The 17,439-nt window shown below is 64.0% G+C and carries 17 protein-coding genes; 11 read left to right on the forward strand and 6 right to left on the reverse strand.

Annotated elements, in window-relative coordinates; genetic code table 11:
- Positions 1 to 4: 4 nt before the first annotated feature.
- A complete protein-coding gene (locus TX88_RS04390; protein ID WP_044514935.1) occupies positions 5 to 736 on the reverse strand; it encodes an IclR family transcriptional regulator in 732 nt (243 codons plus the stop codon).
- 228 nt (positions 737 to 964) lie between these two features.
- Between TX88_RS04390 and TX88_RS04395 the strand changes: the two genes are divergently transcribed.
- The 5 genes from TX88_RS04395 (at position 965) to TX88_RS04415 (ending at position 5,533) form a co-directional block, all read left to right on the forward strand.
- Positions 965 to 2,518: a flavin-containing monooxygenase gene (locus tag TX88_RS04395; protein WP_044514936.1), complete on the forward strand. Its 1,554-nt coding sequence runs from the start codon at positions 965 to 967 to the stop codon at positions 2,516 to 2,518.
- Positions 2,502 to 2,948, forward strand: a complete 447-nt coding sequence (locus TX88_RS04400) for an SRPBCC family protein (protein ID WP_044514938.1) — start codon at positions 2,502 to 2,504, stop codon at positions 2,946 to 2,948. Before TX88_RS04395 ends, TX88_RS04400 begins: the two co-directional genes overlap by 17 nt.
- 54 nt (positions 2,949 to 3,002) lie before the next feature.
- Complete coding sequence (locus TX88_RS04405) at positions 3,003 to 3,977, forward strand: ketopantoate reductase family protein (RefSeq protein WP_044514939.1); 975 nt, start codon at positions 3,003 to 3,005, stop codon at positions 3,975 to 3,977.
- Positions 3,970 to 4,887, forward strand: coding sequence for an alpha/beta hydrolase (locus TX88_RS04410; RefSeq protein WP_049924842.1), 918 nt, complete (start codon positions 3,970 to 3,972; stop codon positions 4,885 to 4,887). Before TX88_RS04405 ends, TX88_RS04410 begins: the two co-directional genes overlap by 8 nt.
- A gap of 376 nt (positions 4,888 to 5,263) precedes the next feature.
- Positions 5,264 to 5,533, forward strand: coding sequence for a helix-turn-helix domain-containing protein (locus TX88_RS04415; protein WP_044514940.1), 270 nt, complete (start codon positions 5,264 to 5,266; stop codon positions 5,531 to 5,533).
- Between the two features lie 3 nt (positions 5,534 to 5,536).
- On the opposite strand, the gene TX88_RS04420 is transcribed toward TX88_RS04415, so the two are convergent.
- On the reverse strand, positions 5,537 to 6,343 hold the full coding sequence (locus TX88_RS04420; protein ID WP_044514942.1) for an SDR family NAD(P)-dependent oxidoreductase: 807 nt from the start codon (positions 6,341 to 6,343) through the stop codon (positions 5,537 to 5,539).
- 542 nt (positions 6,344 to 6,885) lie between these two features.
- On the opposite strand from TX88_RS04420, the gene TX88_RS04425 reads away from it, so the two are divergent.
- Positions 6,886 to 7,890 carry an oxygenase MpaB family protein gene (locus tag TX88_RS04425; RefSeq protein WP_044514943.1) on the forward strand — a complete coding sequence of 335 codons (1,005 nt, stop codon included), beginning with the start codon at positions 6,886 to 6,888 and terminating at the stop codon, positions 7,888 to 7,890.
- 414 nt (positions 7,891 to 8,304) lie between these two features.
- Here TX88_RS04425 and TX88_RS04430 read toward each other — a convergent pair whose 3' ends face one another.
- Positions 8,305 to 8,916, reverse strand: a complete 612-nt coding sequence (locus TX88_RS04430; RefSeq protein WP_044514945.1) for a TetR/AcrR family transcriptional regulator — start codon at positions 8,914 to 8,916, stop codon at positions 8,305 to 8,307.
- Between the two features lie 79 nt (positions 8,917 to 8,995).
- On the opposite strand from TX88_RS04430, the gene TX88_RS04435 reads away from it, so the two are divergent.
- Positions 8,996 to 10,174, forward strand: coding sequence for a 3-ketosteroid-9-alpha-monooxygenase, oxygenase component (locus TX88_RS04435; RefSeq protein ID WP_044514946.1), 1,179 nt, complete (start codon positions 8,996 to 8,998; stop codon positions 10,172 to 10,174).
- A 270-nt stretch (positions 10,175 to 10,444) separates the two neighbouring features.
- Positions 10,445 to 11,185, forward strand: a complete 741-nt coding sequence (locus TX88_RS04440) for an SDR family NAD(P)-dependent oxidoreductase (RefSeq protein WP_044514948.1) — start codon at positions 10,445 to 10,447, stop codon at positions 11,183 to 11,185.
- 54 nt (positions 11,186 to 11,239) lie between these two features.
- Here TX88_RS04440 and TX88_RS04445 read toward each other — a convergent pair whose 3' ends face one another.
- Positions 11,240 to 12,529, reverse strand: coding sequence for an MFS transporter (locus TX88_RS04445; RefSeq protein ID WP_162563084.1), 1,290 nt, complete (start codon positions 12,527 to 12,529; stop codon positions 11,240 to 11,242).
- A gap of 444 nt (positions 12,530 to 12,973) precedes the next feature.
- Here TX88_RS04445 and TX88_RS04450 point away from each other — a divergent pair, with 444 nt between their 5' ends.
- From TX88_RS04450 to TX88_RS04460, 3 genes are all read left to right on the forward strand, one after another.
- Positions 12,974 to 13,648 carry a helix-turn-helix domain-containing protein gene (locus TX88_RS04450; RefSeq protein WP_044519088.1) on the forward strand — a complete coding sequence of 225 codons (675 nt, stop codon included), beginning with the start codon at positions 12,974 to 12,976 and terminating at the stop codon, positions 13,646 to 13,648.
- A gap of 102 nt (positions 13,649 to 13,750) precedes the next feature.
- Positions 13,751 to 14,329 carry a VOC family protein gene (locus TX88_RS04455; RefSeq protein ID WP_044514951.1) on the forward strand — a complete coding sequence of 193 codons (579 nt, stop codon included), beginning with the start codon at positions 13,751 to 13,753 and terminating at the stop codon, positions 14,327 to 14,329.
- Positions 14,326 to 14,823, forward strand: coding sequence for a nitroreductase/quinone reductase family protein (locus TX88_RS04460; RefSeq protein ID WP_244438348.1), 498 nt, complete (start codon positions 14,326 to 14,328; stop codon positions 14,821 to 14,823). Before TX88_RS04455 ends, TX88_RS04460 begins: the two co-directional genes overlap by 4 nt.
- Before the next feature lie 38 nt (positions 14,824 to 14,861).
- Here the strand turns inward: TX88_RS04460 and TX88_RS04465 are convergent, their stop codons facing one another.
- Both TX88_RS04465 and TX88_RS04470 read right to left on the reverse strand, forming a co-directional pair.
- Positions 14,862 to 15,500: a DUF3159 domain-containing protein gene (locus TX88_RS04465; RefSeq protein WP_049925124.1), complete on the reverse strand. Its 639-nt coding sequence runs from the start codon at positions 15,498 to 15,500 to the stop codon at positions 14,862 to 14,864.
- Positions 15,501 to 15,544: 44 nt separating this feature from the next.
- On the reverse strand, positions 15,545 to 17,431 hold the full coding sequence (locus TX88_RS04470) for an alpha/beta hydrolase family protein (protein ID WP_044514954.1): 1,887 nt from the start codon (positions 17,429 to 17,431) through the stop codon (positions 15,545 to 15,547).
- Between the last annotated feature and the right edge of the window lie 8 nt (positions 17,432 to 17,439).

Consider the following 17,439-nt stretch of genomic DNA (forward strand, 5'->3'; position numbering starts at 1 on the left):
GTACTCACGGCGCTCGAGGCGGGGTGGCCAACGATCGCGTGTGTGCTTCGCGCAAGGCGTCGACGAACTGAGAACGGCGCCGGGCAAACCGCTGCGTCGGCGCTACGATCGCGATGGCCTGTATTACCCCACTGGGATGACCGAGGCAGGTCGCGACCGCACTGATGCCGACGTCGTGTTCCTCGTGGTCGAAGGCGATCCCGGTCTGGCGGATCTCGGCGACCTCGGCAAGCAGCCGTTTCTTGTCGGTGATCGTGTTGTGGGCGAAGCTCTCCAGAGTGCGTGGAAGTAGATCGCGCGCATGGTCTTCCGGGAGCCTGGACAGCAGGGCCTTTCCGACGCAGCTGGCGTGCAGTGAAAACGTCGCGCCCACTTTTGTGACTGCCTGCAGGCGTTGTGGATTGGCGACCTGGTCGACGATCACGACGTCGGCGCCCGACAACACCGCCAGGTCGACGTTCTCGTTGACGGCCTGGGAGAGTGCCGTGACCATCGGGCGCATCGGGGAGACGATCTGGTGCTGGCTGCTCAGCGACACCTTCAGCAGACCTGGTCCGAGTCGGTAGCCACCCATGGGAACAGGAACCACATACCGGCAGTCCTCCAGCTCTTGAATGATGCGATGCACTGACGACCGCGGTACACCGGTCATCTGCTCGATATCGCGCACCGTGAGGCGGCGCCGGGTACTGGCCAACGCATCGAGGACCGAGGTCACCCGGCTGACCGAGCTCATCGTGCACCTCGCTTGCCGTGCGCGATCGTCGTCGGCATGGTCGCCCCTTCCTTCCGGCCCGGCTTCAGTCCTACTTATACGTACCTACGAGTGTGAACATACAGGTAAATGACCGAGTTACCGGCTGATACTTGCGTACATTAGTGTAGGTACGGCACACTAAATTAGTGCGGCTGGCAGCGCGATGGAATCGCCTCGAATGAACCGGCCGACGGAAAGGCGAGTCCAATGGTGGACCACGAGATAGTCATCGTCGGCGCAGGATTCTCCGGGATCGGCGTGGGTATCCAGCTCAAGAAGGCGGGCTTTCACGACTTCGTGATCCTCGATGCCGCGGACGGGATCGGCGGAGTCTGGCACCACAACCGGTATCCGGGTGTGGCCGTAGACATTCCGTCTACGACCTACTCCTACTCGTTCGAGTCCAATCCGACGTGGTCGCAGCTTTTCGCGCCGGGGGCTGAACTGCAGGCGTATGCCGAGCACTGCGCCACCAAGTACGGGGTGCGCGACCACATTCGCCTGCGCACGCGGGTGGACCACGCGGTGTTCGACGATTCACTCGGCGTTTGGCAAGTGCGTACCGCGGACAGCGTCATCACCGCCCGATTCCTGATCGCCGCCGTTGGTCCGCTAGATGCGGTGAAAAACCCTGATATCAAAGGGATTGACGACTTCGCTGGCGAGATCGTGCACACCGCGCGCTGGGACGACGCCGTCGGCATCGAGGGTAGACGGGTCGCCGTCATCGGCACCGGCGCTTCGGGGTTGCAGGTCATCCCCAACATCGCGGACCACGCTGCGCATCTCGACGTCTATCAGCGGACCGCGATCTGGGTTGTGCCGAAGCCGAATCTGACGGTCCCTACGTGGCTCCAGAGATTGTTCGTCCGCATCCCGAGCACTCAGCGCGCTGTCCGGGTGCTCACCACCGCATTCGCAGAGTTCGTCATGACCGCCGGGGTGGTCTACCACACCCGCGCGCCATTTCTGGTGCGGTTCATCGAGAACGTCTGCCGCCGGCATCTCGCGAAGCAGGTCCCCGACGCCGCACTGAGGGAAAAGCTCACGCCGCGCTACCCGTTCGGCTGCAAACGGCCATCGTTCTCCAACACGTACTTCCCAACGTTCAACCGCGACCACGTTGATCTCATCACCGATCCGATCACGCGGATCACCGCGACCGGAATCGTCAGCGGGGCCAGGGATCCGGAAACCGGTCAGGTCACCGAGACCGAGCATCCCATCGATACTCTCGTGTTGGCCACAGGCTTCAAGGTGATGGAACTCGGTGCGATGCCGGCATTCCCCGTCTTCGGTGCGCAAGGTGTTGAACTGGGTGCATTTTGGGACGAGAACCGGTACCAGAACTTCGAGGGCATCTCCACGCCGCTCGCGCCCAACTTCTGGCTGATGAACGGTCCATGGTCGGTGGCCGGTGCCTCGTGGTTCTCGGTGATCGAATCGGGTAGCCGGCACATCGTGCGTTGTCTGGTTGAAGCCCGTGAGCGGGGTGCGGTGCGGATGACGGTCAGGCAAGGCGCCCACGACGCGTACATGGACAGCATGCGCAAGAAGGTTCAGCACACGGTGTTCGTGCAACCTTGCGGCAATGCCAATAGTTACTACTTCGACCGGCACGGTGATGCGCCGTTCGTGCGTCCGGTCTCGGGCCCGTCGTTGTGGTGGGCGAGCAAGTCGTTCGACCTCGATAGTTACGAATACGTCGTCGACTACGCCGAGCGCGGATTGACCGGAGTGGGCGGTGGCGGCGATCACTGAGTCCGCGGAGATCTTCATTGCCGCAACACCGCAGGAGATACTTGCCGTGATGGCTGACGCCGAAGCGATGCCACGGTGGTCGCCGCTGCACAAATCGGTCGAAGTACTCGAATGCGATGAGCACAACCGACCTGTCCGCGCCGAGCTCACCATGAGCCTCTTCGGTCTGTCGGATACGCATCAGCTCGGATATACGTGGCATGCCGACGGAGTGAGCTGGACACTGCTGAAGTCCTCTCAACAGCGGTCACAAGATGCTCGCTACACCCTGGTGCCCGAGCGTGACGGCACCAGGGTGCGATTCGAGATCACAGTCCGCCCAGCGGTTCCGCTGCCCGGGTTTTTGTTGCGCCGTGCTCGGAAGCCGTTCGTGGACACCGCGACACGCGGACTTCGTGACCGAGTGCTCGCGGAGCAGACCAACCGGTGACCATACGTCGACCGGGAATCATCAACGTTTTTCACTCTGAAGAGGGAGTCGGCTGTGGTCACTTCGCACATCGACAGTGAGTTTCGTGTCGCCGTGGTGGGAGCTGGTTCGATCGGCAGTGCTTTCGCGTTCCATCTGGCGCGCGCCGGCCATGATGTCACGCTCGTTGCCCGCAACCCGTTGCGCCGCTCGTATGTGCAGCAACATGGCCTGGTTGCCAGGTCACGCCTCGGCCTCTGGCGGCGGAAATCATCGATTCCGGTTCGGGTCGAGGGCGCATTGTCCGGTCAATTCGATCTCGTGATCGTCGCGGTGCAGCGGCCCCAGATCGAATCGCTGATTCCTGTGCTGGCAGACAACCCTTCGCGCCAAATCATGTTCATGTTCAATTGCGCTTCCGGCGCCGACCGTTGGGCAGACAAGATCGGCCCGGAACGTCAGCTATGGGGATTTCCGGCGATGCTGGCCGACATGCGGGGGCAGGTGGTCGAATTCGCCGTCGTTCCGTCTTGGATGCGGTTCGCGCAGATCACCACGATCGGCCGTCACGACGGTGCGATCACGCCGGAGGTCCAGGCCATCCGGCAGGCGTTCACCGATGCCGGTATCCCCACTGTTGCTTCCGACAAGATGGACGCGTGGTTGAAGACCCACGTCGCGTATATGGCTACTTTGATGGCCATGGGGTATTCGCCGCGGACCAGCCGTATTGGACCGCGTTTCTCGCCGGCGCAGGCCACGTTCCTTGCCGAGGCGATGCAGCTTTCCTTCGCTGTTGTCGAGGCGAACGGCGTCGAGTTGACCCCGGCAAACATGAGGTTTCTTGCCCGGCTGCCGCGCCGGGTGCTGGCCGCGCTGTTATGGGTGGCCTTCACCCTCCCGATGACCAAGCGCTCGTTGGCGTCACATTCGGGAGCCGCGCCCGAGGAGGTGGCAACGCTGTTGGACGAGCTGACGACGTTGGGGCAAGCGGCAGCGATGGCGACCGGTCCCGTCGCCGAGTTGGCTGCGGGGGTTCCGAATGAGTGAGGTGCTGCGCTTCGATGTTGAGTTCCACCGTGACGGTATGCCGATCAGCGCCTGGCACTACCCGCCTGGCGCGGAGGCTCTGCGCAACGGACAGGGAGCGCCCGCAGTCATCTTGGGGCACGGCTACGGCCTGACGCGTGACTGCGGGCTCCAGCTGTACGCCGAGCGATTCGCGGCAGCGGGTATGCACGTCTTCGTCATCGACTACTGCGGCTTCGGGGCGAGCGGCGGGCGCTGGCGGGAGGTCGTCGATGCCCGCGCCCAGGTCGCCGACTTCCGCGCTGCGATCGACGGGGCCCGTAGCATCGGCGATGTCGATCCGGACCGTATCGCGCTATGGGGCACATCGTATTCCGGCGGGATTGCTATCGCGGCCGCTGCCCAGGACGGCGACATTGCCGCCCTTGTGGCGCAGGTCCCCAATCTCGACAATCGGGCGACGCTTGCCTATCTGTTGCGGCACAACTCTCCTCGACACATCGCATGGTTGGTGCGCTGCATCGCCCGCGATGTCGTGCGCGCTGCGTTGCGCCGAGAGCCTTACTACATTCCGGCCAACGGGCGCGATGGTGATCGCGCGGCTTATGCGTCTGATGAGGCGATGGACCAGATCGCCTCGATCGCGGGCCCTTCATGGAGGAACCGCATCGCATTGCGTGATTTCGCCACGGTACCGATGTACCGGCCAGCGAAGTACCTGAAACACCTGCCGTGCCGCGTGCAACTGTTCGCGTGTGAGCGCGACGATCTGACACCGGTGGAGCCAACGTTGCGCGCCGCTCAGCTTCTGGGGGAGCGAGCTGATCTGCATTGCTTCGACACAGGGCACTTCGGCGTATATGTGGAACCGACGTTCTCTCGGGCGCTGGCCGCGCAGGAGAGGTTTCTCATCACGGAACTGGCCGTCTGAGAGGCTATCTCGGTAGGGTCGAATCCCGGCTGGCTCGCTGCACGTGACTCCGGTCCCGAGCCAGCCGCGGCGGATCTTCAGGTCCAGCCGCCCATGGGCGCCAGCGACGCCGAGCACCCTCCCCGCAGTGTTGGGTCGGCAATCGACGAACGCTGACCTGCTCAGATACTTGCCACGCGAGATCGATGCACAGACCCTCGGGCGTGAGTCGACAGAATATGACACGACCGTCTGGTTCTAGGATCCGCCACGAATATGAGAAAAAGGCGTCCGCCATCTCCGCGAGAACTGCGCATACTTGCAGGTAGCGACTTCGCCATCCGTCACGGAGGTTGAGAACCTACAGCTGCTGTCGTTTGCCATTCTCCATGGGTGCATGCTGCAAGGCCTGCCGGATACGTTGGATAGGTGTCGTGGCCGACCCGTCTCGCCGGAACTGCGGGACGCGATCCTGGCGTTCATCGGTGAACGCTACAACGCTTCAGCGGCGGCGGAGCGGCTGTTTCTGCATCGCAACACGATGATGCGCAGAATTGCGCGTGCCGGTGAGCTTCTACCGAAACCGTTGCTCACCAACGGAATCCACATCGCCGTCGCGCTGGAGGTCTTGCATTGGCGCGGGCGAAGAGATCGCGGCGAGCCGTGAGATTCACCCGCGGCTGAATGCCGGGTTGCCCCGAGCGAGCACCGACACCAGGAGCCGTTTCGGGGTGAGCCTGGCTATGGTCGTGGCGATGCGGGTGGGCCACCCGGCGATGACGGTGCCGCGGTCGTGGGCCACGGCGTCGATGCCGATACGGGCGACCTGCCGCGGAGTCAGGTACATGAACTTCGGCAGCGCCAAGGCATCGGCTTCGGCACCTGCGGCCGCCACGAACTCGGTGTCGACGGGGCCCGGGCACACGGTGGCGATCGTGACGCCGGTACCGGCGAGTTCCCCGCGTAGCCCTTCGCCGTAGGTGTGGGTGAATGCTTTGGTGCCCGCGTAGCCGGCCTGGCCCGGGGTCGGAATGAATCCGCTGCCCGATCCGACGTTGAGGATGGCGCCGCGCCCGCGCGGCACCATTTCGTGTATGGCGCGGGTGGTCAGGTCGATGACCGCTTCGACGTTGACCCGGACCTGGGCGATCTCAGCGTCGACGGTTGAGTCGACGACCGCGCCGATGGTGCCGATGCCGGCGTTGTTGACCAGGATGTCGATGACCAGGCCGTGGTCGGCGACGGTGTCGAACAGGGTGGCCCGTTGTGTGGGGTCGGCGACGTCGCAGGCGATGACCTCGACGCGCACCGTGCCGGAAAGTTCGGCTGCCAGTTCCTGCAAGCGGTCTTCGCGACGGGCGACCAGGGTGACCCCGTAGCCGCGGGAGGCCAGTTCGCGGGCGATGTCGGCGCCGATGCCTGCTGAGGCGCCGGTGACCACGGCGGTGCTGGTCGGGAGGGGCGGAGGCAGACTCATAAGGTGCCCTTTCGGGGTGAGCGTGGCGGCGCTGTGGTTGTCGGGGATGCCCTTTCCGGCAGGTGCTTTCACGGAATCTTCACGGTGCAGAAGCGAGCGTCAAGCGTCCACGCCAGTTCTATGAGCAATCTCGTTGCCCAGCAACATGATCACGCTCGATCCTAGACAGCGGCCAATTCTGACTCGAAGCTCCGATCCTGCGGTAACCAACCCGCGCACATCAGACTGACATCGCGTCGACGCGACACGCTCGGCACCACCGCAACACTCATCCGGGCAACGAAGTGGCGGCCGCAGCGACGGTCACGGCCGCCGCTCCGCCCTGCTTCTTGACAATTGGCACGCCTTATCAGAACTGAGAACCCAAACTGGCCTCCGCCACCTGCCAGCGTCGCCATCTACAGATCCGTCGGGTGCGTGGCGAATCCCGCCGCGCCCGACTGCTGGCTCCTTCGTTGACCTGACGCGACATCCCCCCTAGGCTCACGGGTGACAACGCACGTAGTCAGAATAACGTCCTGACCGTCAGGAGATACCCGCCAGTGACTCAAGATATGTCCCCGGCCTGCCCCGTCACCAGCGACGCGGCGATCAGCAGTGGCTGTCCCGCCGCTTTCGGCGGCTACGACGGACCACCAGAGGCACTTGGACCGGACTCGCTGACGTGGCGGTACTTCGGGCAGTGGACAGGCCTGTTCCAGGGCACCTGGGCGGGTTCGATGCAGAACATGCATCCGCAGCTGGGTGCGGCGGTGAAGGACCACTCGATCTTCTTCATGGAGCGGATCCCGCGGTTGCTCAGGTCGATCTATCCGATCGGCGGGGTGGTCTTCGACGGTGACCGTGCGCCGAGGACCGGCGCGGAGGTGCGGAATTACCACGTCGGCATCAAGGGCGTCGACGAGCAGGGGCGGCGGTACAGCGCGCTGAACCCGGACGTCTTCTACTGGGCGCATGCCACGTTCTTCAAATCGACCCTGCTCGCGGCCGAGAAGTTCGGCGGCGGGATCAGTGAGGCCGACAAGCGTCAGCTGTTCGACGAGCACATCACCTGGTACCGGATGTACGGGATGAGCATGCGGCCGGTGCCCAAGACCTGGGAAGAGTTCCAGGAGTACTGGGATCACATGTGCAGCAACGTGTTGGAGAGCAACTACGCCGCCCGCGAGGTCATGGACTTGTCCACCATGCCCAAACATCCCTCCCTGCAATGGGTTCCGGATCCGATGTGGGCGCTGAACCTCAAGGTGATGCAGCGCTTCCTCACATTCATGACGGTGGCCCTCTACGATCCGCCGGTGCGGGAGCTGATGGGTTACACATGGTCGGCCCGCCAGGAGTTCATGCACAGGCGGCTGTGCGATGTGATCACCGTCGCCACCAAAGTGTTGCCAAAGCGCATGCTGATGCACCCGCGCAAGCGCTCCGCGGTCGATCGGGTCGCGGGCCGACTGCCCGCGGACTCCCCGCTGGCGCAGACGCCGGCGCGGAATCTGCCGCCGGTGGAGTATCGCGACCAACCGCAGTTCTACTGCCCGAAAGTCTGAGGCCGCACGGTCGTGCCCTGGCGGGGACAAGCTGACCCGGAGCCGTGACACAGGATCCGATCGGCTGGTTTGTTCTCGCAGAGCTCGATGACCTGGCAGTAGGCAGCGGCGACCGCCCTCGCCTCATATATGGCCGCGAACAAACCGCAAGGGTGGGGAAGTAAGTCGTGGGTCAGGTGAATCGAAAGGAGAGGAGCCGCGGCATTGGCATCCTCGCCGTCGGTTGGAACCCAACAGTGCGGTTAGCCCAGGGTTTCACATTCCCTGACCGGCCGACGTAGCCGTCGGGCCGGATAAGCAACAACGTGTCCTCTGCAAGCCCGTACGCGAATTCGCCTGTGGCATCTAATTTCGCGGACTTTGTCCGCCCGGGCTTCGTCCGAACGCAGGCCGTTACCCTGCGCTGCTGCGGCCTCAGGAATGGCGTTGTGCGATCACTGGCACAGGGGCGGCCAGCATCGCTCCGAGCATGGCGATGATGTCCTCGGCCTCGTGGTGGGTGGTTGCGGCTGAGGTGCGCTGTTGAGTCAGCCGTTCGTGCTCGGCAAGCAACGCGAACATCGCGGTGGCGACGGCGCCGACACGGCGTTGCCGTGTGCCGCGGTCGGAGGTAGGTACTGCCTGCATGAGTCCGTCGACGACTTGAGGCCACACTGACCCGTACGTCGGATCGGGATCGGTGCGCAGACTCAGTGCTGCCGCTTGCAGGAACCGCGCGTAGTAGCGGCTGTCGACGGACAGCAGCGGTAGCACCATCACGCGCAGCAGGTTTTCGACGCTCGTACGGTCATCGGCGATTAGCGCGTCGAGCATCAGTCGGCGCTGGTCCTCCATGGGTTCCAGGCGGCGTTTGACGACGGCGTCGATCATTTCTTGTCGATTGCGGAAGTAGTAGTTGACGGCCGAGTTGTTGCGTTGTCCGGCTGCCCGGGCGATGTCTCGCAGCGGCACGTTCACGCCGTTCTCGGCGATCATCTGCTCGGCCGCGTCGAGGAGTGCCTCCCTGGCCTGTTGACTTCGACCCACGAGGGCATTCTAGGGAACTTGAAAATTAAGCGATTGTGCTTAATAGTGTCTCCCGGGGGCTACGGGAAGGTGTGACTGCATGACAGATCACGACGGGGTGCGAGACATCGACACGGGCTCGCCCATGCAGCGGTTTGCGCGGGGGTGGCACTGTGTCGGTCTCGCCGCGGAGTTCGATGACGGCGCGCCGCACGGCATCGAGGCCTTCGGCACGAAACTCGTGATCTTCGCCGACGCCACTGGTGAGCGACACGTGCTCGATGCCTACTGCCGCCACATGGGTGGGGATTTGTCATCTGGCATCGTGAAGGGCGATTCGGTGGCGTGCCCGTTTCACGACTGGCGCTGGCAGGGGTCGACGGGACGGTGTTCCCTTGTTCCCTACGCCAAGCGGACACCGCGATTGGCCCGGACGCGGCGATGGCCCTGCCGGGAGGTCAACGGCCAACTGTTGGTGTGGCACGACCCCGAGGGAACCTCACCTCCAGACGAACTGTTTCCGCCGGAGATCGACGGGTTTTCCGAAGGCAAGTGGTCGCCGTGGGTGTGGGAGCGGATCCTGATCGAGGGGTCGCATTGCCGGGAGATCGTCGACAACAACGTTGATATGGCGCACTTCTTCTACATCCATCACGCCTATCCGACGTACTTCAAGAACGTCATCGAGGGACACACCGCCACCCAGTTCATGGAGTCGAAGGCTCGTCCTGATGTGACGCCGAACTTCGACAAGCTTTGGGAGGGAACCAAACTGAGATCGGAGGCGACGTACTTCGGGCCGGCTTACATGATCAACTGGCTGCACAACGACGTGGCTCCCGACTTCACGATCGAGGTCGCTCTGATCAACTGTCACTACCCGGTGACGCACGATTCGTTTGTCCTGCAATGGGGTGTCGCCGTTCAAGAAATTCCGGGGTTGTCGGCAGGCAAGGCCGCCAGGCTGGCGGAAGCGATGGCCAAATCGTTCGGCGAAGGATTCCTCGAGGACGTCGAGATCTGGAGGCACAAGGCGCGCATCGACAATCCCCTCCTCACCGAGGAGGACGGCGCGGTCTATCAGCATCGCCGTTGGTACGAGCAGTTTTACGTCGATGTGGCTGACGTGACATCCGACATGACAGACCGGTTCGAACTGGAGATAGACACCAGCCACGCCAACGAATTCTGGCGGCAGGAGGTCGCCGACAATCTCGTCGAACTCGACACGCCGGCGCAGGCGGTCGCCGTGTCCGCTCGACGAGCCGACGGTGGCTGATGGCCCACCGCCGGTCGGGGCTTCGTCGACAAGGCCGCCATCGACACCGGATCGGCGTTGGACATTGGACACGCGTTCACTGCTTCTGAGGACCGTGTCGACAGCCGTGAAAGCGATGCTGCTCAATGTCGCGGAGCGGTGCGCCGTTGTGGCGTTCGTCAAGCGAGCGGTCGATGAAGCCAGCGGGTGTATTTGACGTCGAACAATGCCGCTGCACCGACACATCGCCCGATGACGAAATCGAGCTCTTGAAGAAAGGTCAACCCCACTATGACGGCAATGCAAGGCAAGGTCGCGCTGGTTACCGGTGCGTCATCGGGCTTAGGGGCCGCAACGGTACGGCTGCTATCCCAGCGGGGCGCGACCGTCTTCGGCATCGCCCGGGACGAGACTCGATTGGCCGAGGTGTTCGCCGACGTGAACAACGGTGCCCACGCATCACTGGACGTCACCTCGCCGCAGTCCTGCCAAGCTGCAATTATCAACTGCGTCGGCCTGTTTGGTGGCATCGATGTCCTCATCAACATTGCCGGTCAGCACCACATGCGGCGTACGGAGTCGATGACAGAGCAGGAGTGGGAAGCCGATCTGGCGGTCAACGTCAGCGCGCCGTTCTACCTGTGCAGGGCCGCGCTGCCGCACCTGCTGGAACGCGGTGGCAACATCGTCAACGTTGCCTCGATCGCCGGCGTCGAAGGGCAGGCGTACTCGGCCGGATACTGCGCGGCCAAACACGCGCTCGTCGGGCTGACTCGGGCGCTGGCCGTGGAGTTCACGGGAGATCGCCTACGCGTGAATGCCGTATGTCCGGGAGGGATGCTCACCCCGCAGATCGAGAAGTTCCACGCCCCCGACGGCGCGGACTTCAGCCTGGTCCTGCGTGCGGCGTCGCCGCGCGGCATGATGACTCCGCTCGACGTCGCCGAAGTGATCACCTTCCTCGCCAGCGACGCTGCGGCAGCTGTGCACGGTGCCGTGTACCGGGTGGACAACGGTAAGGGTGCAGGCTAACGAACCCGGTCCGGACAACAGACACCTTGATGGGCGTTGCGGGTGGGGTGGCGACTATTTGACGAAACAGGTTGCCATACGGTGAAACTCAACCGTCAGGTAGGCAATGATTATTGCGCTGGCGGCAGTGACTATCTTGACGGGGTCCAGGCGGATCCAGGGGGAGTCGAGCAGGGCGGCCGTTGAACTGGCAGCCACTAGGGCGCCTCCGGCGGCGAGGTTGAGGTGCATTGCCGCCGAAGAGGCGACGTCAACTAGAGCGAATGTTCGGACTCGGTGCTCAGGTTCGACGACATTGAAGGCAATGGCCGACATGACCAAGCCGAAGGCGTAACGCGACACCTGAGACAGCACAACCAACGCAGTGAAAGCTGCGATGGCCGGTAAGCGGTGGCCGACGGCGGGGAGGAGTGTCCACAGGACCATCTGAGCGGTCAATGCGACGCCGAGCACCCGAACTGAGGTGGTCATGCCGATCCGGCTGATGAACCAGCCGGCCATCGGAGCCAGCACGAACGATGCTGCCGCGCGGACAATGAGCATCACACCGATGGCCGGTGCGGGGATGCCGAGCACGGTCAGCGCGTAGACCGCCAGTAGCGGCACGCCGATCACGAATTGTGCTGCTGCCCCGAACACGATCAACCGGCAGCGGTGGTCGCGCAGGGCTTCGCGCCATCCGCCCTTGCCGAATGTCGCAATCGGTTGGCGCACCGACGTTTCGGGCAGATGACGGTACACAATGACCGACCCGAGCAAATACACCAGGCAGTAGACCAGCACGCCGCGGTAAAAGACCTCGGTGACCACCCCGTCGAAGCAAATCGTCTGCACCACAAACGCCACGATGACGGTCCCTTGCGCGGCGAAGCTGAACATGGCCAAGAACAGTGGACGGTCGGCCGGCTCGGCGAACTCGACATACCACGCCGTCCAGGCGGCACCGAAGCAGATCGAGATCCCGACCCCGGCCAGAGTTGCTCCCGTGAATAGAAGCGCAGCGGCGGCGATCCGGGACTCATCGATGATCAGGCCTGCCGAGAACAGCAGTAGCAGTGCCGGAGCCAGCGTGAGTGAGCCTGTGACCATCACAGTGCGGTGTCCGAAGCGGCTGACGATACCCGGCGCCGACAACTGGACGGGGATGCTGACGATCATTCCGAGTGCGATAACGCTGACCAAGCTCGGACTGAAGCCCAGCGTGTCGACGACGTAGAGCTGAAAGATATCGCCGTGCATCCCGCCGGTCGCCGAGCTGAGCAGCACCAGTCCTGAACCGGGAATCAACGCCTTGCGTGCAGCAGGCCCCAGGCGTCCTCGACCGATCGTCCGGGCCCGCGCCATCCTCTAAGTCCCCCACCTGCCGAATCTCGACTGCGTGCCAATCAACCCTAATGCCGGATTGATCGCGGGGGTGCAATCCCCGGACCGTTCGTGGACTACCGTCCCATTCTCGGATCCGCCATATGGATGGCAAGAACGTGTCCGCCAACTCCGTGGCAACACCGAGAAAAATGCAGTTCAGAGCGTCGTCGTCCGCCATCGGGAATGGCAACCGACAGTGTGGGGGAGAGTCCGCCGAGCCGCCAGCGTGAAACCGGCGGAACGCACAAACTCATCGACCACAATTCGATCACCTCCAGCGTCGACACGCCCGAAAGTGCCACAGCCGCAGGACCGTTCACCACGCACATCGAAACCACTGTGCCGTCACGATCGCCGAGTCGCCCTCGGGGCGGTCCCGTGCCGACAGGCCACACCGTCGTCTCGGAGCGGTACGTTCGTCGGGTGTGGGAGGAACGGGCGGGACGATCACCGCTGTTGCGGACCGTCTGGCGCGCGGCTGTCGAGACTCCCGGAAGCTATTCGGTCACCGGGTCCGAGTATTGGGGTTTGTCGTTCATCCGTCGCCGGGACGGAGAGTTGGCCGCGGAGCTGGATGGTCCGAGTCTGCGCAACCGGATCGTCGACGGGCATCTGGGTGAGCGGTACTGGGGCGTCGAACTCGCTGCCCATGTCGCACTCCCAGGCGTGCCCAAGAGCGCGGTCCTCGGCGGGACGGTGACCCTGCAGGTTGCGGACGGCTGCGTCACCCTCGGGGATCGCCAATGGCCGGTGCCGGATTGGTCGGATCTGGAGGACTGGGTCGATCACCTTGCCGAGCACTGCGGGCTGCTCGTCGATGAGGAGATCCGCAAGGCACTGGACGGGGACCGGAGCGGTGCCTCGGAGCGGACCTGGCAACGCCGCTACCGCCGCACGGTCGGGTTGACCGCTCAACAGATCGACCAACTTCACCGTGCCCAGCACGGCTACTTCCTGTTGCAGACCGGGCACTCGCCTGCGGAAGCGGCGGCCGGTGCCGGATTCGCCGATCAGCCCCACCTGACGCGCTCACTGCGGTTGATCCGCGGCCAGACCCCGGCCGCGATCATCGCTGCCCAGCGCCGCCGGCAGCACTGACGCCGGTGCTACAGCTGCCGGGTCGGGACGCGAGAGTTGTCGTTTTGGTTCAAGAACAGGCCAGGGGTTTCGCGATCAAATGGGGGTGACGAAAGGAAACCCATGACCGCCGCCCCCGCCGCACCGGCAGGCTTTTCAACAATCAACCCGTTCATCGTTGCTCGTGATGCCGACGGGCTGATCCGCTTCCTGACGGACGTTTTCGACGGCGTCGACCATCCCGACGCTCGCACCGTCGATGACGACGGACTCCTTCTCCACGCCGAGCTTCAGATCGGCGGGAGCACCGTGATGTTCGCCGAACGAAAGCCCGACTGGCCTTTCACTCCGGCACTGCTGCAGGTGTACGTCGACGATGTCGAGGCCGTGCTGGACCGTGCGGCCGCCGGCGGTGCCGAGATCATTACCCGACCGACCGAGTTTTATGGTGATACCTTCTCCCGCTTCCTCGACCCCTGGCACAACCTGTGGTGGGTCTACCGAAGCGGGACCCGAGAGGACACCGCCCAGGACAGCAACGGGGGCGAGAGTAGCGCCAGCACCGACTGGTCGGACACCACTGACGATTCCGCCGGGTGGGAGCCGACTCCCGAACTCGCCTACATTCACGACACCCTGCTTGAGGCACTCCCCAAAGTCTGCGACCCACATAGCCTTTCCGCGAGCGGAGGCACATCGTGACGAGCCAAGAGATCCACTTCCACGACGCAGACGCCCCGTGGAACCAGGAAAGCCGCCAGGATCCATCGAACTGGAACGACGACGTGATCGCCGAATTCCGGGCGAACGCGGGTCAAGTCGGCGGTGACTACGTTGCAAACCCGCTGATCCTGTTGACTACGACCGGTGCTCGTAGTGGTGCGCCCCGGGTGGTGCCACTGGCTCCCAATTACCGCGGAGACAGGCTCTATCTCAGCTCTTTCCGGGAGGATCGGGATCCGGACTGGTTGCACAACATCCGGGCGCACCCGGCCGTCACTATCGAGATCGGCACCGAGACGCGGCAGGGAACGGCGACGATTCTGGCCGGTGCAGAGTACGACGAGTTCGCCGACTGGGTACGGCGGAACAACCGACTGCTGGCCGAGTTTCAGGCGACGTTCGACAGGCCAATGCCGCTGGTGACCATCTACTTCGGTGTTGGGAATCTCGACAATGCCGCCGAGCCCTGCTAGCCGACCCGGGTGTAGCCAAGAACCGGTCCGGCACCGCATCACGGGCAAGCAGCGGGTTCCGGCGAGTCGCTCGCACCGGTCTCTGGGCTGTGCCGGGCGATGCCTGAGCCGACCTGCCGGTTTGCGCGGCGGATCGCCCAGTACACGATCACGGACACCACGCCGAGCAGTGGATAGCCCATCGCGATCCGGGCAAATGCCAACCAGCCGCTGAAGCCGCCGTCGTAAAGCCATTGCTGCACAACGAATCGCGCGGAGAACAACGCCACGAATGCCAGCGTGGCGACGTCGAACGCGTGCAGCGCCACGGTGTCGGTGCGCCAAGATCGATCGGGCTCGGCGCTACGCAGCAGGTTCCATATCACTCCGACCAGGGGGCGCCGCACCAAGACGGATACGGAGAACACGGCAGCCATTGCCAGACTGAACCAGATTCCGGGCAGGAAGTAGTTTTCGGCGGAACCGGTGTAGTAGGCGATCAGCGCGGCGACGACGACCCCGAGCAGCCCTGATACCGCCGGCTGAATGGGCTGCTTACGCAACAGTCGGACTACGATCAGACCGACGCTGAAGCCAATAGATACCACGACCGCCGCGTCCAGGCCGGCTATCGCGTTCGCGATTACGTAGGCAAACGTGGGCAGGCTGGCGTACACCAGCCCGGACACCCCGCCCATGCGTTCGAGCAAGGTCGGTGAATGTCCTTGCTCCAGTTTGTCGGTCACGACTTCCTTCCATCACCCAGATGCTCGGCGAGGAAGCGGTCGACGGTCTTGTACATGTCGATCACGTTGTCCGGGTTGACGAATCCGTGCCCCTCGTCGTGTTTGATCATGTACTCCACCGTGACTCCGCGGGCGCGCAACGCCTCGACCAGATTGTCGGATTCGGCCTGCACCACGCGAACATCGTTGGCGCCCTGGATGACCAGCAGCGGCGTGCGGATCTGGTCAACCTTCGTGATCGGTGAACGCGACAGCATGTCGGCCAACTGGTCCGGGTCGTCGGGGTTTCCGACGAACAGGTGCCAGTTGTTGGCCAGGTGCGGCCGTGCGATCTCGGGCAGTGTCCGCATGAAGTTGCTCAGATCAGAGATACCGACGTAATCGACTGCGGCGGAGAACACGTCGGGTGTGAAGGTGACGCCAACCAGCGTCGCGTAGCCGCCGTAGGAGCCGCCGAAGATGGCGACCCGCTTCGGATCCGCATACCCCTGCTCGACGGCCCAGTCGACGCTGTCGATCAGATCGTCGTGCATCTTGCCGGCGAACTCACCGACCGCGGCCTTGGTGAAGGACTTACCGAAGCCCGACGACCCGCGGAAGTTGACTTGCAGCACCGCATATCCGCGGTTGGCCAGCAGCTGCACCGGCGGGGTGAACATCCAACCATCCCGCGTCCACGGCCCGCCGTGCACCAGCAGCACCATCGGCAGATTGTTCGGCGGCAACCCGACCGGCAGGGTCAGATACCCGTGCAGATCCAGCCCGTCGCGTGAACGGATGGTGACCGGCTCCATCGATGCCAGGACGCCGGGATCCAGCTGCGGATGCGACCCGAACAAGAACCGGCTCTCCCCGGTGTCGTGGTTGTAGAGGTAGGTCATCCCCGCTTCGCGGTCGTGGGTGAAGTTGACCACCCAGCGTCGGCCGGTCAGGTCGGAGCTCAGCGCGTTCACGTCGCCATCGGACAGCTTCTCCAGGTTCGCCAGCACCGCGGCGAAGTGCGGATCCAGCGGCCGAATCACCTGACGCTCCAACAGGTACCGCACCCCGAGCAGATCGCCGGTGCGCCGGTCCAGGATCAGCGGCTCGGCCAGCGTGGTGAACACACTGGCCCGGGTGTCCACGTCGTAGACCGGATGGCTGTCGACGTGGGTCTGCTCGCCGGTGACGACGTCGACGCGCACAATGCGGGTCCTGTCGGTGCCGTCGTTGGAGCCGATCCAGATGCCGGTGCCGTCCGGGGCGACGGTGACCGGGTACAGCCCCATCGTGTAGTCACGGCCGTCGAAGGTGACGATGGAGCGCAGCGTCTCCGTCTGCGGCTCCCACTGCAACAGCTCCACGTCACCGTCGGCAGTCAGTGCGGTGGAGAACAATTCGCCGTCGCTGCTGGCCCGCCAGCCTGATCCGTTGCCGGGATTCTTCGCCACCATGGTGAGCTCACCGGTGGCGATGTCCAGCTCGTAGGCGTCCATCAGGGTCGGTGTTCGCTTGTTGGAGTACACCATCGCCTTGCCCGGGTCGCCGAGCAGTTCGTGGGCGGCCATCGCTCCCGGGAAGGGGGTCAGATCGACGGCACCGGACTCGGGGTCCTGCGGGTCGGACCGGAAGACGTGCCAGTTCTCGTCGCCGCCGGTGTCCTGCAGGTAGAGCAGCCAGCGGGAGTCCTTCGTCCACTCGTAGTGCAGGATGCTGCGGGTGCTGTCGGCGGTAACGCGCCGCGGCTCGCCGTCGAGGTCGTCCACGTCCTGAATCCAGATGTTGAGTCGGCCCCGCCACGGTGCGAGGTAGGCGATACGGGTGCCGTCGGGTGAGATCGATGCCTGCGCCCGGGCGGGTGGCGCGAACAGATCGTCGACGGAGAGCAACGCAGGTGTTGGCATGCCTCCAT

This window comes from Mycolicibacterium septicum DSM 44393 (assembly GCF_000455325.1).
In the GTDB taxonomy this organism is placed as follows: Bacteria; Actinomycetota; Actinomycetes; order Mycobacteriales; family Mycobacteriaceae; genus Mycobacterium; species Mycobacterium septicum.